This window comes from Paenarthrobacter sp. NyZ202 (genome assembly GCF_049860755.1).
GTDB lineage: Bacteria > Actinomycetota > Actinomycetes > Actinomycetales > Micrococcaceae > Arthrobacter.
Genome location: NZ_CP187556.1, coordinates 4,383,792 through 4,407,903 on the forward strand (window position 1 = coordinate 4,383,792; position 24,112 = coordinate 4,407,903).

The 24,112-nt window shown below is 60.7% G+C and carries 28 protein-coding genes; 12 read left to right on the top strand and 16 right to left on the bottom strand.

The features are described 5' to 3' along the window. Positions 1-88: 88 nt before the first annotated feature. Positions 89-859, bottom strand: a complete 771-nt coding sequence (locus ACPFL9_RS20335) for an IclR family transcriptional regulator (protein ID WP_426004854.1) — start codon at positions 857-859, stop codon at positions 89-91. Between the two features lie 201 nt (positions 860-1,060). Between ACPFL9_RS20335 and ACPFL9_RS20340 the strand changes: the two genes are divergently transcribed. Continuing rightward, on the top strand, positions 1,061-2,383 hold the full coding sequence (locus ACPFL9_RS20340; RefSeq protein WP_426004856.1) for an MFS transporter: 1,323 nt from the start codon (positions 1,061-1,063) through the stop codon (positions 2,381-2,383). A gap of 115 nt (positions 2,384-2,498) precedes the next feature. Here the strand turns inward: ACPFL9_RS20340 and ACPFL9_RS20345 are convergent, their stop codons facing one another. After that, the gene (locus tag ACPFL9_RS20345; RefSeq protein ID WP_426004857.1) at positions 2,499-5,231 is read right to left on the bottom strand and encodes an FG-GAP-like repeat-containing protein; all 2,733 of its coding nucleotides are present in this window, start codon (positions 5,229-5,231) and stop codon (positions 2,499-2,501) included. A gap of 251 nt (positions 5,232-5,482) precedes the next feature. Here ACPFL9_RS20345 and ACPFL9_RS20350 point away from each other — a divergent pair, with 251 nt between their 5' ends. Further along, entirely contained in the window at positions 5,483-5,719 is a 237-nt protein-coding gene (locus ACPFL9_RS20350) for a hypothetical protein (RefSeq protein WP_426004858.1), read from the top strand. Between the two features lie 41 nt (positions 5,720-5,760). Here the strand turns inward: ACPFL9_RS20350 and ACPFL9_RS20355 are convergent, their stop codons facing one another. Next, a complete protein-coding gene (locus ACPFL9_RS20355; RefSeq protein WP_387439476.1) occupies positions 5,761-6,048 on the bottom strand; it encodes a MoaD/ThiS family protein in 288 nt (95 codons plus the stop codon). Positions 6,049-6,055: 7 nt separating this feature from the next. After that, on the bottom strand, positions 6,056-7,300 hold the full coding sequence (locus ACPFL9_RS20360) for a WD40/YVTN/BNR-like repeat-containing protein (protein WP_426004859.1): 1,245 nt from the start codon (positions 7,298-7,300) through the stop codon (positions 6,056-6,058). Between the two features lie 278 nt (positions 7,301-7,578). Here ACPFL9_RS20360 and ACPFL9_RS20365 point away from each other — a divergent pair, with 278 nt between their 5' ends. From ACPFL9_RS20365 to ACPFL9_RS20375, 3 genes are all read left to right on the top strand, one after another. Next, a complete protein-coding gene (locus tag ACPFL9_RS20365; RefSeq protein WP_426004860.1) occupies positions 7,579-8,211 on the top strand; it encodes a hypothetical protein in 633 nt (210 codons plus the stop codon). 40 nt (positions 8,212-8,251) lie between these two features. Further along, a complete protein-coding gene (locus tag ACPFL9_RS20370; protein WP_426004861.1) occupies positions 8,252-8,476 on the top strand; it encodes an amidase domain-containing protein in 225 nt (74 codons plus the stop codon). 1,010 nt (positions 8,477-9,486) lie between these two features. After that, a complete protein-coding gene (locus ACPFL9_RS20375) occupies positions 9,487-9,990 on the top strand; it encodes a hypothetical protein (protein WP_426004862.1) in 504 nt (167 codons plus the stop codon). A gap of 187 nt (positions 9,991-10,177) precedes the next feature. Here ACPFL9_RS20375 and ACPFL9_RS20380 read toward each other — a convergent pair whose 3' ends face one another. Continuing rightward, the gene (locus ACPFL9_RS20380; protein ID WP_426004863.1) at positions 10,178-10,591 is read right to left on the bottom strand and encodes a hypothetical protein; all 414 of its coding nucleotides are present in this window, start codon (positions 10,589-10,591) and stop codon (positions 10,178-10,180) included. A 109-nt stretch (positions 10,592-10,700) separates the two neighbouring features. Here ACPFL9_RS20380 and ACPFL9_RS20385 point away from each other — a divergent pair, with 109 nt between their 5' ends. The 4 genes from ACPFL9_RS20385 (at position 10,701) to ACPFL9_RS20400 (ending at position 14,115) form a co-directional block, all read left to right on the top strand. Continuing rightward, positions 10,701-10,856, top strand: a complete 156-nt coding sequence (locus tag ACPFL9_RS20385; protein WP_426004864.1) for a hypothetical protein — start codon at positions 10,701-10,703, stop codon at positions 10,854-10,856. Continuing rightward, the gene (locus ACPFL9_RS20390; protein ID WP_426004865.1) at positions 10,853-11,473 is read left to right on the top strand and encodes a hypothetical protein; all 621 of its coding nucleotides are present in this window, start codon (positions 10,853-10,855) and stop codon (positions 11,471-11,473) included. Before ACPFL9_RS20385 ends, ACPFL9_RS20390 begins: the two co-directional genes overlap by 4 nt. A gap of 730 nt (positions 11,474-12,203) precedes the next feature. After that, positions 12,204-12,986 (top strand): GIY-YIG nuclease family protein, encoded by a 783-nt coding sequence (locus ACPFL9_RS20395; RefSeq protein ID WP_426004866.1) that lies wholly within the window; start codon positions 12,204-12,206, stop codon positions 12,984-12,986. A 787-nt stretch (positions 12,987-13,773) separates the two neighbouring features. Beyond that, entirely contained in the window at positions 13,774-14,115 is a 342-nt protein-coding gene (locus tag ACPFL9_RS20400; protein WP_426004867.1) for a restriction endonuclease, read from the top strand. Positions 14,116-14,130: 15 nt separating this feature from the next. Here ACPFL9_RS20400 and ACPFL9_RS20405 read toward each other — a convergent pair whose 3' ends face one another. From ACPFL9_RS20405 to ACPFL9_RS20420, 4 genes are all read right to left on the bottom strand, one after another. After that, complete coding sequence (locus tag ACPFL9_RS20405; RefSeq protein ID WP_426004868.1) at positions 14,131-16,887, bottom strand: class I SAM-dependent DNA methyltransferase; 2,757 nt, start codon at positions 16,885-16,887, stop codon at positions 14,131-14,133. Between the two features lie 398 nt (positions 16,888-17,285). After that, the gene (locus ACPFL9_RS20410; RefSeq protein ID WP_426004869.1) at positions 17,286-17,996 is read right to left on the bottom strand and encodes a hypothetical protein; all 711 of its coding nucleotides are present in this window, start codon (positions 17,994-17,996) and stop codon (positions 17,286-17,288) included. A 15-nt stretch (positions 17,997-18,011) separates the two neighbouring features. Continuing rightward, complete coding sequence (locus ACPFL9_RS20415) at positions 18,012-18,719, bottom strand: helix-turn-helix transcriptional regulator (RefSeq protein ID WP_426004870.1); 708 nt, start codon at positions 18,717-18,719, stop codon at positions 18,012-18,014. 117 nt (positions 18,720-18,836) lie between these two features. Further along, positions 18,837-19,046 (bottom strand): hypothetical protein, encoded by a 210-nt coding sequence (locus ACPFL9_RS20420; RefSeq protein ID WP_426004872.1) that lies wholly within the window; start codon positions 19,044-19,046, stop codon positions 18,837-18,839. 134 nt (positions 19,047-19,180) lie between these two features. Here ACPFL9_RS20420 and ACPFL9_RS20425 point away from each other — a divergent pair, with 134 nt between their 5' ends. Then, the gene (locus ACPFL9_RS20425) at positions 19,181-19,537 is read left to right on the top strand and encodes a hypothetical protein (protein ID WP_426004873.1); all 357 of its coding nucleotides are present in this window, start codon (positions 19,181-19,183) and stop codon (positions 19,535-19,537) included. 147 nt (positions 19,538-19,684) lie between these two features. Beyond that, on the top strand, positions 19,685-19,831 hold the full coding sequence (locus ACPFL9_RS20430) for a hypothetical protein (RefSeq protein WP_426004874.1): 147 nt from the start codon (positions 19,685-19,687) through the stop codon (positions 19,829-19,831). A gap of 32 nt (positions 19,832-19,863) precedes the next feature. Here the strand turns inward: ACPFL9_RS20430 and ACPFL9_RS20435 are convergent, their stop codons facing one another. Genes ACPFL9_RS20435 through ACPFL9_RS20450 form a run of 4 tightly spaced genes read right to left on the bottom strand, consistent with a single transcriptional unit; the run spans position 19,864 to position 22,006 of the window. Continuing rightward, the gene (locus ACPFL9_RS20435; RefSeq protein ID WP_426004875.1) at positions 19,864-20,151 is read right to left on the bottom strand and encodes a hypothetical protein; all 288 of its coding nucleotides are present in this window, start codon (positions 20,149-20,151) and stop codon (positions 19,864-19,866) included. 9 nt (positions 20,152-20,160) lie between these two features. Further along, positions 20,161-20,643, bottom strand: coding sequence for a hypothetical protein (locus tag ACPFL9_RS20440; protein WP_426004876.1), 483 nt, complete (start codon positions 20,641-20,643; stop codon positions 20,161-20,163). 4 nt (positions 20,644-20,647) lie between these two features. Then, entirely contained in the window at positions 20,648-21,151 is a 504-nt protein-coding gene (locus tag ACPFL9_RS20445; protein ID WP_426004877.1) for a hypothetical protein, read from the bottom strand. Positions 21,152-21,160: 9 nt separating this feature from the next. Then, positions 21,161-22,006 (bottom strand): hypothetical protein, encoded by an 846-nt coding sequence (locus ACPFL9_RS20450; RefSeq protein ID WP_426004878.1) that lies wholly within the window; start codon positions 22,004-22,006, stop codon positions 21,161-21,163. Positions 22,007-22,080: 74 nt separating this feature from the next. Here ACPFL9_RS20450 and ACPFL9_RS20455 point away from each other — a divergent pair, with 74 nt between their 5' ends. Beyond that, positions 22,081-22,212, top strand: coding sequence for a hypothetical protein (locus ACPFL9_RS20455; protein WP_426004879.1), 132 nt, complete (start codon positions 22,081-22,083; stop codon positions 22,210-22,212). A gap of 155 nt (positions 22,213-22,367) precedes the next feature. Here the strand turns inward: ACPFL9_RS20455 and ACPFL9_RS20460 are convergent, their stop codons facing one another. From ACPFL9_RS20460 to ACPFL9_RS20470, 3 genes are all read right to left on the bottom strand, one after another. Further along, on the bottom strand, positions 22,368-23,162 hold the full coding sequence (locus tag ACPFL9_RS20460) for a hypothetical protein (protein ID WP_426004880.1): 795 nt from the start codon (positions 23,160-23,162) through the stop codon (positions 22,368-22,370). A gap of 82 nt (positions 23,163-23,244) precedes the next feature. After that, positions 23,245-23,493 carry a ribosome modulation factor gene (locus ACPFL9_RS20465; protein WP_426004881.1) on the bottom strand — a complete coding sequence of 83 codons (249 nt, stop codon included), beginning with the start codon at positions 23,491-23,493 and terminating at the stop codon, positions 23,245-23,247. Further along, entirely contained in the window at positions 23,438-23,917 is a 480-nt protein-coding gene (locus tag ACPFL9_RS20470; protein WP_426004882.1) for a hypothetical protein, read from the bottom strand. Before ACPFL9_RS20470 ends, ACPFL9_RS20465 begins: the two co-directional genes overlap by 56 nt. Positions 23,918-24,112: the final 195 nt, after the last annotated feature.

The following is a 24,112-nucleotide window of genomic DNA, read 5'->3' on the forward strand; positions in this document are numbered from 1 at the left end:
TCCCCCGCGCTCCCCCTCTCCCCCCAACTAGGTCGCACTTAAGCGCGTTTAGCGCGGTCAAAACGCGCACTAATGCGACCCAGTTGGGTCAGCGCTGGGGCAGGCGGGCCGCGAGTTCGGCAGCGGCTTCCTGCAGGGTGGGCACATGGGCGATGAGTTCCTCCATGGTCAGGCGGAACACGGGAACAGCGGTGGCGATCGAAGCGAAGGCATGGCCCTGGGAATTGAGGACCGGGACAGCCACGGCCCGCATCCCTATCTCGTTTTCCTCATCCATCACCGCGTAGCCCTGGCGGCGGACCTGCTCGATCTCCTCGCGGAACTTGTCGCGGTCCGTGATGGAGTGCTCCGTCAAGGCCTCCAGCGGAAGCTCCTCCAGGAGGCGCTTGCGTTCCGCGTCCTCTTCGAAGGCGACGATCGCTTTGCCAACCGACGTCGTATGCAGGGCTCCGAGGTGGCCCGGATCGCTGGTCACCCGGAAAGTCTTGGGGCCATCGACCTTGTTGACCGTCAGATGATGGTCGCCGTCGCGCACTGACAGGATGGTGGCCTCATGTGTTCGCTCGGTGACTCGCTGGAGCACGGGCAGTGCAGTAGCGGCAAAACCGTGATGGTTGGAAACCCGCTGCCCAAGTTGGAATACACGAAGGCCCAGGTGATAGCGGCGACCATCCGCCTCATAGTCCACAAACCCGTCGCGTGTCAGCGAGCCAAGCAGTCGGTAAGTGGTGCTGAACGGCAACCCCGCACTTCGCGCAAGGTCCGCGGCGCTGGCGCCCTTCGGTTCGTCGCCAAGCAAAACCAAAAGGCTCAGAGCCTTGCCCACCATGTCGGTCTTTGTGTCCTCTTTCACACTCATAAGGGAAATGCTCCCACATAGTGAGAGCTATTTCTAGATGGTGATTACTTCTCTTGACAAGTGACCGCACTCACAGCCACTATTGCTGTATTGCACAAGTAGCTCTCACCATGTGGTTACTGTCGGGATAAGCCAGCCGCACCTCGCTCGCGATCCCTCCTTGCTTTACCCGCGACATCGTTGTCACAGAAGGAACCTCCCATGAGCCAAACAATGCCGTCAGCGACGCCCGGCACTGAATCAACAACGGGTACACCCAAGAAAGCCGCACTCGCCAGCTTCCTGGGCAGCGCCGTTGAGTACTACGACTTCTTCATCTTCGGATCCGCCGCAGCGTTGATCTTCCCGCACGTCTTCTTCCCTGACGCTGACGCCAATGCAGCCATCATGTCCTTCGCGACCTTCGGCTTCGCCTACGTCGCACGTCCGGTCGGCGCCATCATCCTGGGTCACTTCGGTGACAGGATCGGCCGGCAAAAAGTCCTCATGTTTACCCTGGTCCTCATGGGTGCGGCCACCTTCGTGATCGGCTGCCTTCCCGACTTCAAGACCATCGGTTGGTGGGCTCCGGTCCTGCTGGTCCTGGCCCGTCTCTGCCAGGGCCTTTCCGCGGCCGGCGAGCAGGCCGGCGCTTCATCCATGACGCTGGAACACGCGCCGGACAACCGCCGCTCCTTCTTCACCTCCTGGACCCTGACAGGCACCCAGGGCGGCCAAATCCTGGCAGCACTGGTCTTCATCCCGGTGGTGGCACTGCCCGACGACATCAAGTACGGCATCGGCTGGCGCATCCCGTTCTGGTTGAGCGCCGTGGTGGTCATCGTTGCCTACTTCATCCGCCGCACACTGCATGAGCCGCCCGCCTTCGCAGAAGCCAAGAAGAACAACCAGATCGCCAAACTTCCCGTGGCCGACCTCCTGAGACTGCACTGGCGGGACGTTCTCCGCGTCATCTGCTGCGCCTTCATCGCCGCAGTCAGCACGGTCTTCGGCACCCTGGCCATCAAGTACGCCCAGGATGTGGCCCACGTCAGCAGCACGATCACCCTCTGGCTGGTAGTGGTGGCCAACATCGTGGCTCTGGGCACGCAGCCCCTGTTCGGCATGCTCGCCGACAAGATCGGCCGCAAGCCAGTCTTCATCTATGGCGCACTGGCCAGTGCCATCATGACCCCGGTCTTCCTCCTGACGCTGGAATCCGGCAACGTACCGCTTATGTTCCTGGTCTCCGTGGTGTTCTTCTCCTTCGGATACGCAGCAGCCAACGCCGTATGGCCGTCCTTCTACGGTGAAATGTTCAGCACCAAGGTCCGCTTCTCCGGCCTGGCCATCGGCACCCAGCTCGGCTTCCTCATGGCAGGTTTTGCTCCGGCGATCGTCACTGCGATGGGCGGCACCAAGCCCGGCGGATGGGTCCAGATCTCCATCTTCAGCGGTGTCATCTGCGTGATCGCCGCCGTCTCCGCGCTGACTGCCCGTGAATCTGCCAAAGTTCCCACGGCCCAGCTGGGACTGCACAAGTAACACCCGCTGCGCCCTTCCGGTTCCAGGGCGCGTCCATCGGTGACGACACGCGAAAATGCCCGGCATGTTCCCCCACATGCCGGGCATTCCCGCGTATCCCACAAGAAAAAACCATCTACCGCGGGTTCAGCACCACCGGTTTGAAGGCCCCGCGCCCGGTCCCGGAATACATGAGCAGTGTGCCGTCTCCGGCAACACCCACAACGGCAGGATCACCGGTACCCGTGAACCCGTTGCCGAGGGCGGCCATGCCGGAGAACATGTTCCAGCCGGAACCAAGGTACGAGCGCTGGAGGAACCCGCCCGAACCATTGCCCGGGTACAGCCACAACCCGCCATCGGCTGCGCGGCCCAGCAGGTCTTCACGTCCGTCGCCGTTGAAGTCCCCTGCCTGAAGCACCAGGTTGAACATGTTCCAGCCGCTTCCGATCTGTTTCCGCGCCAGGAACCCGCCCGAGCCATTGCCCGGGTAGACCCACAACACACCGTCGCTGGTCTGGCCCACGATGTCCGGCTTGCCATCACCCGTGAAGTCGCCGGGAGCCAGCAACTGCGTGAAGCCCTGCCAGCCTGTGCCGATCTGTTTCCGGGGCAGGAATCGCCCCGACCCGTCGGTCGGATAGAGCCACAGCGTTCCATCGGAGGCCCGGCCCACCAGGTCCGGGCGCCGATCGCCGTCGAAATCACCTGCCGACAGAACCGCGGTGAACATGTTCCACCCGCTCCCCACTTGGACCCGCGGCAGGAAGCCGCCCGAGCCGTTGCCCGGGTAGAGCCAGAGTGCGCCGTCAGTGCCGCGGGCCAGGATGTCGGCCACGCCGTCGCCGTCGAAGTCCCCGGCTTCCCATACCTGGCGGAACGCGCTCCATCCGGTACCGATGGCGAGCCGGTCGGCAAAGCCGGACCCGTCGCCGGGGTAGACGCGCATGTCCGCGCCGCTGGCGGTCAGAACATCGGCGGTTGCATCACCGGTCAGATCCTGCCCGCCAACAATGTCACCGGCCTGGTTCCAACCGCTCCCGACGGCGGCACGCGGCAGGAAGCCCCCCTTGCCATCGCCGGGGTAGACATAGAGGGTGCCATCGCCCGTGCGGGCGAGGAGCCCGGCCTTCCCGCCGCCGAAGCTGCCTGCAGGGGTAAGGCTGGTGAAGGCATCCCATCCCTGTCCAACCTGCTGCTGCGTCAGAAAGCCTCCTGCGCCGTTGCCCGGGTAGAGCCACAGCCGGCCGTCGGTGGTCGTGGCCATCAGGTCCGCGCGGCCGTCTCCACTGAAGTCGCCAACGGCCAGCAACCTCGTAAAGCCCTGCCATCCAACACCCACCTGGCTCCGGGCCAGGAATCCGCCCTTGCCGTTGCCGGGGTAGAGCCAGAGTGCGCCGTCACTGGTCCGGGCCAGAATGTCCGGGAAACCGTCACCGTTGAAATCAGAGGTGCCGATCACGGAATTAAAGATCCCCCAGCCGGAGCCAATCTGGACCGGGTTGGCCAGCCGGTTCCCGGGCAGGCCCGCGTACAGGAGCAGGGAGCCGTCGGTTTCGCGGGAGATGACATCGGCGAGTTTGTCGCCGTCGAAATCCCCGGCCGAGAAGCGCATGCGCGCCTTCAGCTTGGGGTCGGCGTTGATGGTGACCGTGGCGGACGTGGAGCTGACAGAGTTGATGGTCACCTGTGTGCCCGTGTACGTGGTGAAGGTCGAGCCCGCCTGCCAGGCATGGTTGGAGCTGTACCAGCCACTGAATGGCCGTGTGTCCGGCATGAGAATCAGGGAGGAGGCAATGGTGGCGCCGCCACGCTGGACAATTTTTACGCCGCGGTTTCCTTCCCGGCCTGCGCCGGAAAGGTAGCTGTCGTAGCCGACCGGTTGCCGCAGTTCAAGGTAGTAGACCTCTTTGCTGACGGGGTCCGTGAACTTGATGGCCCGCTGGGCTTCCGTGCCTCCCCACGGCTTGAGGGTATAGCTCTTGACACCCGTGGCCACACCGACGTCGCGGATCTCATCTCCGCGGCCCAAGCCCGCATAGTCCCACAGGGTGGAACTGACCACCGGTGATGCGAACTGCGCCGCGCCCATGATGTCAGTGGTATCGCCGTATTCGCGGACGTAACAGGAGGGATCGGTGAACTGGCCGTTGCTGTTGACGCCCACGTCCGAGGCTCCGCTGCCGCACTGCAGCGCATCGGCGTGCATCAAGCCGATGACATGCCCGAACTCGTGGCTGATCACGTTGTTGGTGAAGTTGCTGATCTGCGGCAGCAGGACCCTGCCGCTGTAGCTGCCACTGCTGTAGCCGGCACCCAGGGCATTGCCGGACAGGGTGCTGGTGGGGATGAAGATCACCAGTGCCGTGTAGGGATTCGGAGCCCATGTCAGTTCGCTGGTGATGGTGGACATGATGGTGCTGTAGCTGTCCGTGGACCTCGCCTTGGACTGGAAGCCGGCGACCTTGCTGGCCACGGACATGGAGAGTTTGTTGTCCGTCATGGCTTTCCAGTAATTACTGGTGGCAACAACTGCCTGCTCGGCCCCGGCCATGGAGACGGCATTCGTGTTGTCGGCCAGCTTGGCTGTCACGAGCTTCACGCGGATACTGCCGCCCGGGCCGGTTGCGGCCGCACCGTCCCGCAGGAGGGATTCGACATCGGCGGATTCGTCGGCTGGTTGCGTCGCCACCCCGGCCGGGCCCTCGAACGTATGCTCCGAATGCGGGGTTCCCTCGACGAACCTGACGTTGGGATTGTCCGGTGTTGGTGCCGGCACGGCGGTGGCCGGCGCCTGAACGAAAAACAGGCCGGTGGCGAACACCACCAAGCCTGTGGACAACGCAATGGAACGACGCAAGAAACCCATGAAATCTCCCGGGGGCGGAGGCTGTGGTTCCTGTGAGTCTCAAGAACCGACATCAGGTTACAGCGGGGTCCGCACCAGCCCGCGGAAGTCCGGGCCAACACTCGGCGCGTCTTCTGGCAGCAGCCCGAAACGCGACCAGCCCGCAATGCTTACCGGACCCTAACCACGCCGAAATACGTCGGCAACATTGCCCCTCCACACTGGAATAGCCGGCAACTGCAGGCACAAGCTCCAGTCAGGAGGAGGACACCATGTTGAAGGATGCCACAACCCGAACCACACGAATCCGAGCCGTCAGCCAGCTTCACCGCGGAGACGAAATCGAGGCCCGACTGTCCGTGGGCCCCGCCTACGATGACGTGGTGGTCCGCCGCGGACTCGTCCAGGAAACAGCGCCGGGAATCGGTGTTGTCTGGATCATGGACCGCATCTCCGGGATGAGGAAAGCCATCAACACCGACGAATGCAGTGTTTGGCGCGTCGCCTGAACTACCGTCACAGTGAGCCTGGCCCGACCCCGAACACCAGCTCAGCCGCCGGCCACGGACTGGATTATCAAGACCTCCTGGCCGCCCGCAACTTCCGTATCAAGCCCTTTCAGCCTCCGGACCTCATCGCCGTTCACGTAAATATTCACGAAACGGCGGAGCGCACCGGTTTCATCGCGCAGGCGCCGGGCCAGCACCGGGTATTCACCGGTCACGGTGTCCAGCAACTGTCCAACGGTCACAGCACCGTCGGCGGACGCAGTCAGGTAGGACTGTCCGCCGACGAGCGGCTGCAGGACGCCAGGCAGCAGGACCGTAATGTCAGCCACAACGGACCTAACCGGGTACCGGAGCGCTGGCAGTGTCCCCGGGCGTCCCGGCTGCTTTCGCAGCTGTCTCGACGACCTCTGCAGCCTCTGCCAGCACCGTCGCTTCCGCGACTGCCAGCGGCTGGTCCGTGCCCGTTGGGTTTCCAACCACGACGGCGGCCCTCACGCACAGCACGTCCGGCAGGTGCGAGGCCACTTCAGTAAAGGTCCCGCCCTCGTCGGCGCTGGCATAGACGGACCCTCCGCGGGTTCCAAAGTACACACCCACGGGTTCTGCCGTATCCACGGAGGCGGCGTCGCGGAGCACCGCGTTGTATTCGTGGTCCGGCAGGCCCGTGTGCAGTTCCGTCCAGGAATTTCCCGCGTCAGCGGTCCGGTGAACGCTGAGTTTGCTGCCCGGCGGGATGCGTTCGCCGTCTGCCTTCAGCGGGATCACCCAGGCTGTCCCTTCCCGGCGGGGGTGTGTCAGCATGACGAAGCCAAAGTCCGCCGGCAACCCCTCGGCAATTGAATTCCAATTGTCACCGTTGTCATCCGTGCGGTAGACGCCGTGGTGGTTCTGCGCGTACAAACGGCCTTCCACAGTGGCGTCGGCTGCGATTTTGTGGACGCACTGGCCGAACTCGGGGTTGGGATCCGGCATGAAGTAGGCCGAGATCCCCTTGTTGCGGGGCTCCCAGGAGGTACCGCCGTCGAGCGATCTGTAGACGCCGCCCGTGCTCATGGCGACATGCACGTTCTCGCCCGACGGGTCCACCACGATCGAGTGGGCGGCCGCGCCGCCGTAGCCGGCGCCCCACTCGCTCCGGTGCGGGTGGTCCCACAGACCGCGGTTCAACTCGAAGTGCTCCCCGCCGTCGGTGGATTTCCAGACCGAAATTGGTTCACAACCGGCCCAAACCACACCAGGGCGGGAGTCGGCGTCGGGGTAGATCTGCCAAATTCGCTCCAGGGCGGCGTCGGTGCCGTCCGGGAAGGTGATGGCGCCGTGTTCGGGCTCGGTCCAGCTCTTGCCGAGGTCGTCGGAGTGGGCAACAGTGGGTCCCCAGTGCTCGGAACGGACACCCACCATGATTCGTGTTGTGCCGTCCCGCGTATCAATCCCGATACTTGGTATCTCGCTCATCAGGAAGTGCGGGCCGGAGAGGGACCAATCCTTGCGGTCCGGGCTGGTTGCCAGCCACAGACCTTTCTTGGTCCCGATCGCCAAGACATAACTCTCTGCGGTATTTGGGGTTGCCATGAGTCCCATCGAACCATCGCGGGCTGGGGAGGGCAATGGGTTTGTCGGCTATGTGGATAGTCAGCGGCGAACCCAACGAGTTGAAACCATTTCCAGTGAGACGCATCACTTTGTGGTGACGGCCGCCACTTCAGATCATCAGCGGAGTAACACTGAAGGTTGCCGACATCCACGTATGAATCGATTCCCGGCTTCAGCATTGCAAACTCCGGCCGCAATCGCAGAGGGGACAAGTAGTGACGAGAGCAAAGCATGTAGGCGCCGCTTTAGTAGCAGTGGTCGTAGGTTTGAGCGCATTCGAACCTGCAGTTGCATCTGCTTCTCCAGAACCCGTTCAGACAACACCGGCCGAAATCAAGGAGCTATCAGCGATCCTGCAGTCGGCCATCAATGAGCGAAACCAGCAGATGCTGGTTGGCGAAAGCCTTGACTCCACTGACCAGATGAGTCTGCAAAGATTTAGTACCAAGTCCAAAAGTAAGGTCGCAGCTGAGTACAGCGAACTCAAGGCTCGAAAGAAGAGGTTGGCAGGGTATGGCCAGGGCTACTCCGGCATTAGTACGAACTTTGAATCGGAGAAATTCCAAGTCACTGGAGACCGCGCCACCGCAGAGGTCACTGAACGAACTGAACTGACATACACAACTGGCGGACCTCCAGAAAGTTACGAGTACGAACAGGTCGTGGATTTCTCAAGATCAGGCACAGGCTGGGTCATCGATGCCATCAAACCAAAGTCTTCGGAAGGAATTCTTCCATCTACAGTTGTCAGCGCGGAGCAGCTTTCCTATTCGAAGAACCCGCCTGGCTCTAACGCCGCACTCCATATTGAGTCCGGCCAAAAGGCGGACCCAGCGAAGGCTGAGGCTGCGAACAGCCATGCGCCACAAGTCAAGGTCGCCTGTACCTCAGAAAAGTGATCAGGAAATCTCGCGCGCCGCAGGTTACAACTACACGGCGATGGTAAATTACGCACGTTACTGGGCCTTCGGCCGAAACGGTGCATACAGGCAATTCGGTAACGATTGCCAAAACTTCGTCTCCCAGTCCTTAAATGCTGGAGGATGGCAGCACGTGGGAGGCTGGGGGGGCAGTGCGGCGGCGCTCCGCGCCTTGCCTGCCCGAGGCACTCCGTGCCTCTCGACGCCCTCCGGGCGTCCTGTGGGTGGCTGGGTTGGGTGCTAGGCGTTCCGGGGGCACTGCGTGCCCTGTGGTGCGGGGTGGTGGCTGGTTTGGGTGTGTGTGTCGCCTTGTTGCTGGGGTTTTGGGGGGTGTGGGTGGGGGGAGTCGTGGGGGTTGGTGCTGGCCGGGGCGCTCCGCGCTCCCGGATCGGGGGCCGGGTCTAAACCGGTTTTGGCCTCTCTCCGCTCCCCCAGGGCACCCGCTGGCCGCTCCCCTGTGCGGGTGGGGTATTTGTAAGGCCGCGCCCCCGCCGGGCGCTTAGAGACGCTTGCAGCGGCCTCGCGGCGCTGGCGGTGCCAGCCCCTGGCCGCTCCCCTAAACTGTCTTGTCCCCCCACTAGTGGCGTGCAAAACCCCGGAAAACCGGGCCTAACGGCCCGCCCCGCCCCTCGCTACCCCGCAAGTGCCGGCCCCTGCATGGGCCGCCCACAGCCGCCCAGGCGGCAGCAAACAGCCGCGAACTGCACGACGGCGCGACGAGCTACACCCGATCCACTCCCCCAAGCGACAGCCCACCAGGCCACCAGGGCACCAGCACGACGACGGCACACCCTCGCACCCCAGGAGCCCCTGGAAACCCCTGCCGGGGGCCACCAGGGGCCGCAAACAGCCGGGAAACCCCACACACTCCCCCGGCCCACCACCTAAAACAGCCTCAATCAGGGCCGCGCACGGGGCCAGGAAACGCCCGCCACCCACCACAACAACGGGGCAACACAGAAACACAGACACAGGAGCGAGCGCGCGGCCGCCAAGCGGGCGGGGGAACGCCAGGGCGACGGCAAGGCAGGACGCGGGGCGAGGGCGGTGAAGGCAGGCCTGGAACTCACCAAGGGGCGCCACCGAAGACCAGTACGACTACATCAGCGCCGAGGGCATGCGGAACCGAAATGGCGCGGGCCGCCCGCAATAAGAGCACCAAAGCAGTGCCGGGAGCCCTGAGCCTAGAAGCGTCAGGCAGCAGGACAGACCCATAGCATCGAACTACACGCCCCTCCTGAAAGGACGCAGCACTTGACTGACCAAGAAGAAGCTACCCCTGGATCGTCGCCTCTAGCCGAATACTATTCATTCAACGATGAACTGATCGAGCACTTGAAGGAGGCCCGGCAGGGGTATGACCTGACTCTGCCGTTACGCGAGGCGTTCGCCTCCAATTGGGATATCAGGATTCAAATTGCCTACCTGCCCGCTCCCGGGGGAAGTTTCGTGGGGGTGCACGAGTTCTACCTTGTTGGCCTTGTCCGAGATGGTGAAGTGTTCTACGCGAAGCGCTGCGATTATCCGTTCACTGTTGGCGGGATCGTTGATGAGCTTGTCTTCGACGGACTAGGCGAGGATGTGCCAGTGCCAGAAGACGCACATATGAACGGCTCGCGACGGAACGACGACTGGCCCTGGATGCGATCAGAAACCGAAGTACCTTTCCTTACACCGTCATTCGACGAGGCCTACGCGGCACACGAGCGCCTGACACAGGAATACAGGGCATCCCGCCAGGGCCACAGGGGCACCTAACGCCCGGCAAGACAGACCAGGGGGTCGGAAGACCGACCCCCTGGTCTGCCAACGAGGAACCTACACACACCCGACCCCACGCGACGGACACGGGCGGGGGCAAAGCAGGGCATGGCACCAAGCGCCACCACAGAAACACAGAAACACAGAACGTTGGCACCGCCTGAGCGCGAGTAGCCGTGTAGGCTCAAACAGGGCCGCCCCCTGTAAGTGTTGTGCTGGACAGTGCAGTGCTGGTGGGGACGGCCCCACCTACGCACCGTAGCGGGCCCGCATCCGAATCTTCGCCCGGTCCATCAATGATTTCCGCCACTATCGCGGACATGACCGATCGCACAGTTGCGACGATTTCCGATGCGAGCGGATCGACGACTGCGTGACGCTCACGGAGCGCATCTGCCAACCTCTCCTCCACTTCATCTTCCGTGAGCAGTGCCTTCGCAACCTCGGCGACCGTCCAGCGCACGGTTTCGTTCGCGACTTTCCGGACGACCGGCTCATACTCCGCCCGCCACTTAGTTTCAGCTTCCATCTGGCGAACCATGGCCTGCTTTTTGGCTTCGACGAGTCGCTGGACCGCGTTCCAGTTAAAGTCCGTCATTCGGATTTCCTCCCTCTTAAGTCAGGGTCCCAGGGTGTTCACCACACCGATTGAGTCCCCACACACACAAACCGCCCCGAGCTACGCCCCAGCAGCCTACACTCAGGGCATGATACTCACCGGCACCATAACCACCACCGAAGACCAGTACGACTACATCAGCGCCGAGGGTGCTACCTACGAGGAAGCCCGCGCCAAGCTAGACGCACTCCTAGCCGTCATATGCCCTAAGCCGCTAATCGACTGTCATTCGCTGTTGTCGTGAGTGAACTTCTTGCCCTCCCGGGCTTTATCGTCAGTATGGTTGCCGGGGTTGCCGGACTAATCGCCGTATTCGTAACCCTCTACGTGCACTTCAGAGAGCACCCTCGACGGGAGTTTTCGTGGGAAGTACGTTACGCTCCACTCGTGGCCAGCCGAGTCCACGGCCTGCCCAAACTGTCAGTGGCCTACGACGGGCGAGCAGTTCCAAATCCTCATCTGGTTACCATTGAAGTGGCCTCAACAGGACGAGCAGACATTTCTTCATCAAACTTTGACGGGCAGAAACCCGTCCTATTCGATTTGGGCGTACCTGTCTTGGATGAGGTTGATCAAGACGCCAGCCAAAGCAATTTCAGCGCCCGGCTCGACTTCACTCAAAATGAATCAACAATCAGGCTTGCTCCAGCATTGCTGCCCAAGCAATTCAGTTTTCGTGCCTCCTACATCTGTGAAGGGGCACCCCGTTGCCAACCTAACATCGAACTGGCAGACACCAATATTCGTGAAGGTTTACGCCCAAAACAGCGCGTCAAATTCGAGTATGCTTGGCTGTTCTACGCAGCGGTGACCGCTGGTTTGGTTGCCCTCTACTATGAGATGTATGGGTTTAAGCCGTAGGGGATGCAACCCACGGCTTCATGTTGGCATCGCTGAAGAATGATCGTCTCCAGCTTGATATGCGTAGGGCCACTGGCGTTGAACAGCAGTCTCATCCCATCCCGCCTGCAAACGGTTGTGAGCCCGACTCGCAAGCATTTCGAGTGATCGCACGACCTCAGCAGGAGGTTGCTCGGCTCGACCTGCGAAGTAGCCCAGCAGCACGTTGACGGCAGTAGCTTCCTTGGGTGTCATCCTCGCCATGAGCAACACCGTAGAACGTCACACACCAAGAGGGAAGTGTCTGAGTTCTTTAGAGACTTAGCACCCGAACGACCGTAGGCTTGCCAATATGACGAAAAATGCCTTGAACGCGAAGCCGTTGGCTGGTGCCACGGCTGTGGAACAGTTCAGCTCAAGTCCGAAATGCCCCTTGACTACATTGAATGGAAAGAGGCCACGGCCCCCGTTTGCGTGGAATGCGAGGCTGAACCGTGGTCGATAGGCGTGTGGAACAAAGGCGAGCATGCCCCGGAATGCTCCTGGATAGAAGCCGCCAGGCGTCGAACTGTCGACTGGACCCCCGTGTTCCCCTGTAACTGCCCGCAGTGACAGGGCAACAGAAGCCGTCACAAGAAGCTTGAATTAGAATTTCTCCCGTTGTTCAAAACAGAAAAAGGGAAATCGGGGCCTTATGTTGACGGATATATCTGGACGGCTCCAGTTGGGGCACCTCCTGTTTGCTGCTGGATTGGGTACCGAAAACGTGGTGGCCATCCGTCACACCCTCACCTCTGGAGGTCTGACCACGCAGGCCGAAGCCAATGGCCCCAAGCTTCTTGCCTACACCCGCGAGCAAGGGCACGGTAACAAGCTCGGCAAGAACCCGCCCAAAATCTGGCTGAATTTTCTCGCGACTACTGGGCGTCGGGCCAGATTCTTGACAGCTTTCGAGAATCACGGGGAGGTGGCCGAGGAGCGCACGCCGACACTGCGATTCTTCGACCTCCGCCCTTCCCCGGCGCTTGAGTCTCTACGCCGTCGCCTGGTCATTGAATGGCCCGGCGACACAGTGAATTGGGCAAAGTCGGGAAAGGCCGCCAGCTCGTTAGACGTCGTAGAGATCGCTAATCCAAGGGTAAAACCTTTCCCTGGCTACGACCGGTTGCTGGTGAACTTCGACGAGTTGCGGTCCATCCTCGAAGACGACTCTTACAGCCAGTGGCAGACCGCGCTCAGTTCCGTCCAAGGCATCTATCTGATCGCTGACAGCAAGAGCGGCCAGCTCTACGTCGGCAAGGCTGACGGCAACGAGCGGTTCCTGGGACGTTGGAGCACTTATGCCAGAACCGGCCACGGCGGAAACGTGGCATTAAGGGAGTTGGCAGCTCTGGACCTTTCACACCCGCAGCACTTCCAGTTCAGCATCCTTCAAGTCTTCTCCCCAAGCACGCCGGCCTCTCAGGTAGACGCCGCCGAAGCCCACTACAAACGAGCGCTTCTTACACGGCAGTTCGGATACAACCGCAACTGACGCGCTGGCACGGAAAGACAGAAATACAGAAATGATGCGGAAAAGCTGCATCCGCCGTCCATCCCACGTGCCAGCAGTCCCGACACAAACAGGGTGAGCGTCGCTGGTCCGTGATATGGAACTTCCATGTACTCGGCCATGTGGATGATTTGGACGCCCCTCTTGGTTTCTTCGGGGGTTGACGCGGCAGAGCTAGACCGCGAAGTGAAATCTATAGCTGACTATTGCGTGCGAGCTGGCAGGCGTCCCGAATCAGAGCGTGATGCGGCGCGGCAATGGGCTAAGAACAAGACGCAGCAGATTCTTCCCAGCCCCGGTCCCTTACCTCCGGTCCCTCGAGAGCCCTTCATAAACCCCATGGCAATGGCTTTTCTTGCCGCGCCCTGCGTGATGATTTCTGTATTCATCTTGGGGCCAGCATCGGGCAATCCTGCAAAGAACGGCGGGATCATCACCGCTGGAGTGGTCTTTTGGTTGGCGTACATTTTCGTATGGATTTTGGCCGGCATCTGGTCAAAGATGCACCGGGAAGCTGTGCGCCGGTATTGGGAAAGGTACGACCCGCGCCGTAAGGACCGCGGCCCCTTAGAGAGGGACTTACACAGGCTTCTAGAAACGGCCATCCGTGAGGCCTGGGACGCCTATCTACGCCCGATACCGACTGTCGCTCCTCAGGAGATTTGCAGCAGCCCCTAGGGCTCCCCTGCCGTGGACGCCCCAGGGGGAGCGCCCACGGCCACGAGCTTCATGTACTGACAGGGAGGCGGAGTTCCTGGCACGCGATTGGATGCTGTATTTGGGCGCAGGCGGTTCCAAGGTTTCGAGTGCTACACGAGACGGCGGCATGGACGTTGTTTCCGCCCAGTTTGTTGCTGAGGTCAAGCACCATTCGTCCCCTGTGCCGCCCAGTCTTGTACGACAGATTTTTGGGGTCGCCGCCGCTGAGAAGAAAAGGGCCCTTTTCTTCTCGCTGTCGGGTTACTCGACTGCAGCCGTCGAATTTGCCACGCAGACGGGCATAGCCTTGTTCGTCTACGACTTCAGCCGAGGAACTCTCAATGCGAAGTCTCCAGCCGCGACGCAGGCGCTAAAGAACGGCCTTGGTAGCCTAGCGAACCCTCAGAGCTGATCCCATCAGAGACCGTTAGGCAGCTACGTCTTGATTGCCTGCGAGCGCTTTGTACTGCTCAAACAGCAGAGTTAGGCGCCGTTCGTCCGTCTGTACTGATTTGCGGCCAAAGAAGGCTCGATCCACGGCTTTATCGAGTGCGGCATGCGCCCGGATCAAGTCCAGAGGCATAGCGTCAGGGTCATACATCTGCGCCAGGGAAAGGCTCGGGTGATTCTCGCGAGCGCTTTGCACTGCTTCACCGGCGGCGACGATTTCTTTGCGCAGCTCGGGCGTAACGGTTGGCAGAGGAAGTGTGTTCCAGACGCCGAGTTTAGAGAACCGCAGGTCGCTCTTGATTCGTCCGCCAACTGTCTTCTGCCAGACGACATAAGCCGTGGAGGAGATTACTGCGAACATGAAGCCGTCGGGATCGTCGGCTACGAAGTTGGCGTCCCCGGAAATGGTTTCCGGTCCAAGTCGCTTTGCGGTGAAGAACAGGCGGCGCTCCAGAACGTGCCTGGGAATGCAGAGATAGTTGGTTTCGGGCTGGGCGATCTGGCGGAACAAACGGGCCATCGTGGCGTATTCACGCGTTGAGGCCGCGTCACTTGCCAGGCGGAAGGCTTTGACGTGCTCCAGCCGTTCGCGCAGCAGGGGCGAAGCCTTCAAGTCGGCGGGATCTAGGTCAACCATCCACAGGCACCAGCGGGGAATGTCGTGCAGCAGCTCCTTGGTTCCCACGAAAGGCCGAACATATTTGGCGGCCGCTGGGTCATTCATGAACTCTGCGTATTCGTCCGGCCCGATGAAGAAGCCGCCGCCGTCTGTGGGCTTGCTGCCGTATCTCACCTGCCCCAATGAACGACTGAGGGGTTTCGATTGCGGATAGACGACAACTGACGGCCCTTCGACCAGGTACGGGGAAACGTTTGATACGTCCATGGTGTCCGGTTCGCCCTTGATGTTCGGGTAGTCGAACAGCACTTTACGCCCGAGAACGCCGCCGTATGAGAAGGCGACTATGACGACGTGGACGGAGGCCTTGCCGCTTGCCTCGGAGGTCCAGGCAAAGGTGCGGTGGGCGAAATCAATCTCGAACCCGCGAGCCAGAATCGGCCCCCATAGAGGGGCTACTTGTTCGCCTTGGCAGATGGATGACGTGGAAACGAACGCGATTCGGCCCTTGTGTGTGCCCATGTAGTCAGCGGCTTTGATGTACCAACCGCTGACGTAATCGAGGCTGCCGTGATAGAGCTTCTTTCCCCATACTGCTTTCAAATCGGTTGTCTGTTGGTTTGTCCGCAGGCTGATGCCGATAAAGGGCGGATTTCCCACGACAACAACGTCGTCCCCGGCGGGAAGAACGATGTTCCAGTCGAATCCCAGGGCGTTGTCCCTGACAATCTTTGCCGACGTCGTTAGGGGCAAGCGGTCAGGAGCGGACCCAACTGTTTCCATCATGTGGCGGTTCGCTTGGTGGTCGGCAATGAACAGCGCAACCTCTGCGATCCTGGCAGGCCATTCCTCCAGCTCGATCCCGTGCATTTGGGCGAGGCTGACTTTTAGGCCCATTTCTTCGCCAAGGAGGACTGTTTGCCCGCCGCCGGCCTGAAGCTGCTGCAGCTGCTCGATAATCCTCAGTTCCAGAGCTCGCAGCTCCCTGTAGGTGACCACCAAGAAGTTGCCGCAGCCGCAGGCTGGATCGAGGAATTTGTAGGCGGCGATCTTGTTCCAGAGCGCGTTGAGGTTCTTAACGCTGAACTGTGCCGCTTTGAACTCTGACTGGAGCTGATCGAGGAAAAGGGGGCCGATGGCCCGCAGAATGTCGCGCTCGGTTGTGTAATGCTCCCCCAGTGCTCGGCGGGCTTCCTTTGACTTCACGGATTGGAACATCGAGCCGAAGACGGCGGGCGATATCAGGCCCCATTCAAAATCGCAGGCAGACAGGAGCGCTTCGCGCATTGTTCGGTCGAAGTGCGCTGTTGGAATGACTTCGGTGAAGATCGATCCGTTGACGTAGGGCAGACGCAGAAGCATCTCGTCTGTACGGGCTGAACGGTCGTTCTGGGCAGTGTCGAGTGTTTGGAAGATGTGTTGAATCCAAGCCCCCAGGTCAGACCCGTTAGCGGCAGTCTTGTCCGCGATGATCTGGCGGAATAATCCGCGCTCCAGAAGGCCCGTGTCTTCCCCGAACAGCAGGAAGAGTATGCGGGTAAGGAAAACTGAGACGTGATGATCAGACAGCTTGTCGTCGGCCAAAGCGTCATAGAGCTGGGCCATTTTGGTCACCGCTTTAGCGTTCGCTGCCTGCTCTGAAACAACAACAGATGGCTCCCGCGTGTAGCCAGCCATCCAGGTAAAAAGACCGATGCGGTTCGGCAAGGATTTCAGGTCAAATTCGTGCGTGACCTTCGGCGTCACGGATACGTCGTGGACTACGAACTTGTTGAAGTCGCAAAGGACGATCAGCCGGGGTAGGTCTTTGTCGTCCAGGGAATCCAGGTAGTCGTATGCCTGATCGGCCGCCTTGCGAAGGTCGGCACCGCGTGACTTTTGCTCTACGAGAAGTTCACCAGGCCAGAACACGTCAATGCGTCCTGACCGGCCAGTTGTGAAGCGACTCGCGTGATGCTCAAAGACGACGAAACGACGCGCATCGATTCCGAAGGCCGCGAAGAACTCGGCCCAAAACATTTGAGTGTCGGCGTTCTCTCTGCTCGCGTCACTCCAGCGCCGGGCAAACCTGCCCGCATTGGCCCTAATCTCTGCCAGAGAAAGCTTCGACGCCACACCACACCCCATCTAGAAACACACACAAGTCGAGCCAAATGTATCTCAGTCAAGATGCACCTACCCGCCTTATTGCCCTAAACCGGCTTGTTCCCCCTGCCGGCCGGGGCCGGCCCACTAAGGCTCCATAGGCTTGCGGTGCATTCCCAGAGCCCAGCACAAGACCGCCGCTGCTAGTTCGCGCTGTAACGGCGAGAGTTCAGGCAAGGCAGTAGCAACGGTCACGAGTGATCCCAGGGCAAGATTCAGATTCAGATTCATAAGCCCCAGTGAGCGCCCTCTAGAACGTGCTGTGTGGGAAGGGCTTGATGAACAAACTTTGACGCGGCTCCGGGCAGCGAAAGGGCCGGCACGCGTCCTATTGGGGGCAAAGACGCTTACCGGCCCTCAGACACAACTTACCCTCCTGGCGGCGTAGGTACTGCCTGCGGCACCCACACGGGCGATTCGTCCCATCCAGGGGCTAGCGTGTCTAGCTCCTTGATGCGCTCCGGGAAGTCTGCCCGGCGTTGGGGTCGGCGGTACCCGGCAACAAAGCTTGCTAGTCGCCGTTCGGCACGATCACCGGACGAATAGTGCGGTGGCCGCTTGTGCTTTTTCATCCATCGGATAAGTTCATCCCGACGTGTCTGCCACGCCCGATCCAATCGGTAACCTAAGCCGTCGTGCCAGCCGGGGCATGCCCTATCTAGAATCCGTGATGCCGCCTTTTCCAGCTCTCCCTTGCGGGCGAGCTGCCGCAATTTGGCGAGTGCTTTATACGCTTCGGCTTCCAGTGAATCCGGGGCCGCCGACGCCATGGGCAAAGTGCCGTTGTCCCGGAAGTAGGCCGTCACCAGTTGAGCCTTGGCTAGGCGGCCTGAGTCTCCGGTTTCTTCCGTCGCGGCTCCTCTAGGCAGCTCCAGTTCCGCTAAGAGGGCTGGAGTGGCATTGAGAATTTCCACGATGGCCTCGGCTTCGGCGTCTCCGCAATTGCGGAACACAAACGACGGAACCTCTCCCGAATCAGTGATCGCACCGAATCCGTCTTTCATGGATTCCTCGACTCTCAATGGCAGACTAGGCAGCTCTGCGAGCGCGTGCCTGACGCGGTTCAGTGTTCCATCCATTCGCTGAGTGTGCCTTTATCCGCGGATTGTGCGTGTGTAGCTGCTGCTGCCGGGGTCTTTCACTACCTTGCTACTGCTGCCAGGGTTTTTGACTACCTTCTGGCCGCTGGTCCGTGTCTTCACTGCCTCTCTGCTGCGTCCCATTGCTTCTTTGACGGCGATTTCCACCTGGCCCTTGAATTCGCCCAGTGCTTCAAGCGCTGCATCTGTGGCCGCCTCTTTGGTGGCCGCCGATTTTGTGGGCCTGCCTGCTTTGCGTTCTGTGTGCTGGCTCCAGGCCTCGACGGCGGCGAGCAGCCACAGCGGGCCGGTGCGAGGCTCCAGCGCGGGAGCGGGGAATCCTTCGCGGCTAGACAGGCGGTGTGCCTGCTGACGGCTTACTCCCAGCATTTCGGCAATATCGGGCACTGCCACCAATGCCGGGAATGTCGGTTCCTCGTTCTCGGCGTTCCTGGTCGCCTCGTCCAGTACGCGGCACGAGCTTATTTCTACCTTCGAAACGATCCGGCAAAGATCCATTTCAAGGAAAGTGCGGGCCGATGCTGTGGCGGCCCAAGCGTCGATTGCTTCGAAAGCCAGGGACAGCCCAAGCTTGGGCTCGTCGCCTGCGGAGATCGCGCCGTGGAAGGGTTCAACGACCTCAACAAGGTCATCAAGTAAAGCGTCACTGACTGGTTCGTCCAACTTCAAATCCAAGTCAACAAACCATGTCTGGTTAGTCATGGTTGGTACCTTTCGCCATTGTCATTCTTTTGTGCCTGTGTCGGGGGGGGTGAAGCGGGCATTAGCGGTTCGATTGGAAGCCCTTTGCCCCGCACCGTTGGTGCGGGGCCGTGGGCCTCATTTGGCTTTGTGAATGAATCCAACCCTTCGCAACTGCGCCAGCATGTTTTCCCATGCCCTCACGTCGCTAGGAGTCTTGTGGATCGTTACCCCCGGTTTGCTCCTATCCGGTGGCATCGCCATCCATCCTGACTTGATTTCCCGGAGCCTGAATCCTTGCGCTTCCAGTTCTTCAAGTAGCCATTTGAGCCGCTTGTCTTTTGCCATCTTCACCCCCCTTGTTCGTTGGTATGTACTTAGCCTAACACAAATAGGTTACATGTGTAACCTATTTTGAATCGAGTGTTTCCTACCTCTTCGTGTGGGCGGATAATCCTTCCATTGAGGCAGGGAGGCGTCCGATGGCTTGGGGCAAATCAGAGGAACAGAAGCAGGCCGAACGGGCTCTGAAGGATCAAGCTGCATACGCGGCCAGCCCGATGGGCAGGGCCGAGGCAGCACACCGGAATGGCGACGGCTTTTTTCAGCTGGAGCTTCCGGTGAGTCAAGTCCGCAACAGCAGAGTCTTCCCAGGTGCTGCGCCTGGAGGCCTCCTGGGCCAGATTGAGGCTGTCGGCTGGCGGTTGGAACATGCGGGATTTGTTTTCCTGCAAACAGACTCAAGCACTACCCCCGGCATCTTCCAGGGAACCGAGGGGCAACTGGAGGGCGACGTCATGGGCATTTATCTGTTCCGGCGGGCCGCGCCGTCGTCCTGATCTGAAACACACCCAAGCGTCACTGATACGCTGACCGGTCAGGTCGCTGACGGTTCCCCCAATCCCGTCGGCGGCCTGCCTTTTAATGCTCGCTGGGGCTGCCTCAGTAGGCTTGCTTCGTACGGCTAAAGCGCTACCGGGGGAATCATGGAACTTACTGCCCATATCAAAGAGGCCACAGATGGGCGGTTGACCATCGGAGTTATCGAGCTGCCGGCCCTTTTCGTTCAGGCCGCGAACATCCGTGAAATTCCCGCTGCCGTAGCTGAGTCAGCTTCCACGCTCACGGGCTGACCAGCCGAGGATTTCAAAGTATCAATCCGGTATTAGCTGGACTCTGCACGTTCCTCCGCCGCCTCGGGCAAGGCCCTAATCGCTGCTGCGATTGTCCGCACGGCGGCGGGGTCTTTCTGCCATGGCTGCCCGCCACGGGAACATGCGTGAATGCCTTTCACGCCTGATTCCTTGGCAGCTTCTTCCAGGTCGGCCCAGGCGGCTTCTATTTCCTCCAGGGCTTCCGGGGATAGCGGTTCTTCGGGAGTTGGAGTTACTGGCGCGGTTCGTGCCGGAGCTGCTGCGGCACGCTTACGACGGAAAAGACTTCTCAGACCCATGGTTCCAGCCTAGAACGGGGGAACATGCGCGGGCAGTTCCACGTCTGCGGGTTCCAGCTCGGGGCGCGCCCTGAGATAGCGCACCGAGTGGCGGAATGAGTTGCCCGACCATGCAACATCGGCCGAGATTTCAACGACGATCGGTTCCACCCTTGTCAGGTGAACCGGGCCTTTGTCCTTGCTGAATCTGTTGAGCATCGTTTCCGTGATGACCTCGGGCCACGGGTGCGGGTCGGTGGGTTCCTGGAGCTGCGCGGCGAGCGCCCGGGCGGCTGCGGCTGTGAGGGCGCTGGAGCGGCCAACGATTTTTAGCCGGCCTTCGATGGGCAGCCCGGCCACGATGTATTCAGGGCGTGTGATGGGGCCTATGACGGCGGCACACACCACGTCTACGGTTTCGCGGCTCTTGACCTTCCACCATTGGCGCATGCCTGGCTGGTACTCCTGCCCGGCGGCCTTGACCATGACCCCCTCGACCCCTACGGCGGGCATTTCTTCAAGCCAGGTCAGCGCCTCGCTGCGTTCCCTGGTTACGGGTGAGAGATTCAGCGGCGGGTGCCAGTCGGCGGCCAGCTAGCGGAGTGCCCCTAATGTCATGCCCGGCGACGGCCAGCAAGTCGAACGCGGCGAACGATGCAGGGCTTTTCCTGGCGAGCGCGGGTAAGGCACTATGCGCGGTCACCAGGCGTTTTTGTAGGGCGTCGAAGTCCAGACGGCCAGCCGTCCAGATCACGGCCTCTCCATCGAGCACACAGCCGGGCGGGATTTGGGCCTCTGCGGCTCTTAGAAGCTCTGGAAAGTAGCGGGATAGGTCTTTGCCCTGGCGACTCCATAGGGACGCTCCCCCGGCGCCTACGGAGATGGATAAGCGGTAGCCGTCCCACTTTGGTTCGTACAGGCAGCCGCCGGGTAGCGCTCCCTCTGCCGGTACGGCGTCGGCCACTTTGGCTAGTGCCAGTTCCACGGGTGGGCGTAGTGAAGCTGGCACGTCTTCGCTCATGCGCTCACGCTACGTTCGGGGCGGGAGGAACGCTATCTTTTCTACCTCGGTCAACGTGACTGAGTGCTTCCTGGCTCCCTGGGAAAGGATGCCCTCAACGATCACATGGGCGTTGTTCAGCTCGTGCGGCCTTGTGATGCCCATTGATTTGTAGAGTTCGTCTTTCACATCGAAGGGCACGCGGATTGTCACTATTTCCCCGCGTGCATCGCAGTTGATCCACAGCGTTTCCTTGCCCTTGGTTCCGCTGTTTTCCTGGGCACTGCTGATGTGCCCCCAGAAAGCGCGGGTTACCCCGTCTGTAGTGGTTTCCCTGGTCACGTCTGAAAGCTTGTGGAAGTAGTCCGTGGCCCGCACGGCTGGACCCCTCACGGGCACGTCCAGCCACAAGTTTTCCGGCGGGTAATCGGGGCGGTTGCGGAGGTTCTTTAGGAGCGTTCCCAGCTTGGTTGTTTCGTGCAACGGCCCGATGGCTGCGCCCTGCCCGCCGCCGTTTCCACGCCCTCCGTTGTTGCCACCGTTCCCTCCTGCTACAGGGGGATGGAGCGGGCCGGGCTTGGCATAGCGGACTTCCTTGTTTCCTTCTGCCGGGGCGCGGTCGGGCAGCGGAGCCCCTGGCCTATTGTTGCGCCCGGCAGGGTTCCCCAGGTAGTCGCAATCTTCGTCGTGGTCGTCGTTCACAATCCCGAAATGGGGGATGCGCTTGGTCGCGTTGACGAACCTGGCCTTTTTCTCGCAACCTGGGCACCTGAAGGTTGGGCGGCGCTTATCCAGCCAATCTTTGGGGTGATTTCGCGCCTCGTCGCTGAGCTTCCGCGCATCCCACGGCGCATCGTCCTCTATGCAAAAAGCCAAGTCCAAACTGTGTTCCTCCCCCATGCTGATTTTGGCCTCAGTTTACTGTCGGCGTCTGGGCGTACCCTTCTTGGGTGGAAAGCGTTCTAGTGCAAACATCGGCATCCGGCGTGCCGGTGAGTTTCGAGTACAACGGGCGTACCTGGCGCGTTGCTGCGGAGCCTGTCCGCTGGTTTGAGCGCATCGACTGGTGGAACGTCTTCTAGCGCTACCCCCGCGATAACCCGCCGCGAATTGACCTGGAAGTGTGGCGCGTTCAAGCACAGCTAGGCAGGCGCGGGGAGCTGGTGACCGTTGACCTGATTCACAGCTCAGAGCGGACCGCCTGGACACTTCGCCCATACGCCGCGCCACAAGCCGCCTAAAGCGTCGCTTCTGAGTGTCTAACCCTCTTGATCTTGCCGCCGTCGTGGGAAGTTCGTTCCCACGTCCTACCGTTGCGGTCAGTGAATGAGATGACAAGCAGCACCTCGCGCCCAAATTCATCCGCTGATGCTCTGGGCTTGTGTCCCCATTTCATCGTGTCCTCTACAAGATCATCGGATTTGAACTCGAAGTCGAACATGACGCTACGGGCCTTGCCTGGCTCAACTGTTCCCAAAGTAAAGAGGTTTGAATCTGGGATTGGTGGAGCGGGTGCCGGCATGTCCGCCCAAGTTCCTCTTTTGGGCTCACGGGACTCATCAGCCTTATATTCCCATTCAAAGGGTGCTTCAAAGAATTTGAAGTTTGAAAGAGTTACTCCCTCCTTCAAAGACGTGGGAGGAACGTACACCTGAACGTCATGGAAAGCGTGGTCTGAGCGATTCTCTACGTAGATGAGAGCGCCTTTCAACTCGAAACTACCGCCATGCTCATCCCCGCGCAGAGCGATGCCGTTGACGTTTGGCCGAAGCTTGATCGCTTCCGCTGCTTCTCTAGCTTCAATGAAGCTCATTTCAGCCCGGCGGTCCTGGCGCTCTTCCAACTGCGCTTGTGAAGTGGATTTGAATGTCCTGGCGGCGTACACGACAGCCAAGATGGTCCCGATGGCCCCCAGGCAGGTTCCCCAGGCTGACCAGTCCTCAGCCTTTTTGGGCCAGAAGTACCTCGGCTCGGAGAGTGTGAGCCACCGGAGTAGGCCCAACCCGACAATCACCACCAAGAGGCCGATCAATTCGATAATTCGGCGTCGGTTGCGCCACCAGGGGGGTTGTATTTTTGCAGGCATAACCCCTAAAGACTAGTTGCCTAAGCCGCTATTGGTTTTCCGCTTCCGCTGCCCGGCGGTTTGCCCTGGCGCGGTCGGTTTTGGATGCTGCATACCCCCGGAACCAGGCGTCTCCCATGGCCTCACCTTGGGGGGTTCCGAGTATGTAGGGGCAGGCTGTGGGTTGTTTGCCTTCCAGGTAGGCGTTGTAGCCCTCTTGTTGGCATTGAAGGATCTCAGCTCTAGAAAGTGTGTGCGACATTCTCAAATCCTTCCAGACGCGCGTTGCGGGCCGCATTCGCGTCCGAGGCCCAGCCGAACATTGCGTGCCTGAAAGAACCTAGTGTGTGCCTGCCGTTGGCTGCGAACCACGCCTGCAGTTCTTCGCTGCCGTACTTTTTGACGCGGGAAACGGGGCCGGAAAACAGGCTGAAACTGTCGATGCCTTTGGCTTGGCCTTCCTTGTTGACCATGAACGACAGTTCGGATTCGCACCTGCGGTACTGGGAATAGACGTAGTGGTCGTACTTCTCCCTCGCTACCTCGTGCGGGGTGAGCTTGCGCTCTTTGCGTTGGGTGGGGTTGGTGATGGTGTCGCCTTCGCCCACGGTGGGGGCGGTGCCGGTGCCCCATACGTCGGCGTCCTCGCGGGCTTCGCGTTCCTCGACCAGGAGTTGCAGTTTCTCCAGGGCTTCGGGGTCGTCGCCGTATGTGGAGTACATGCCTCCTATGTCGTCCCAGCTCGCGGCGTTGACCGCTTCGGGGGTGATTTCCCCGGCCCGGGTGGGCTGCGGGGCTGGCAGGGCGTCGGCATTGGTGGCGGGGATGGCCTGCTGTTCCCGCTCTCCCAGTCGGCCTGCCTCGATTGGACTTCAACAAATGTTGAGGTTTTAGGGTTGTAACGGCCCCGAAAATCC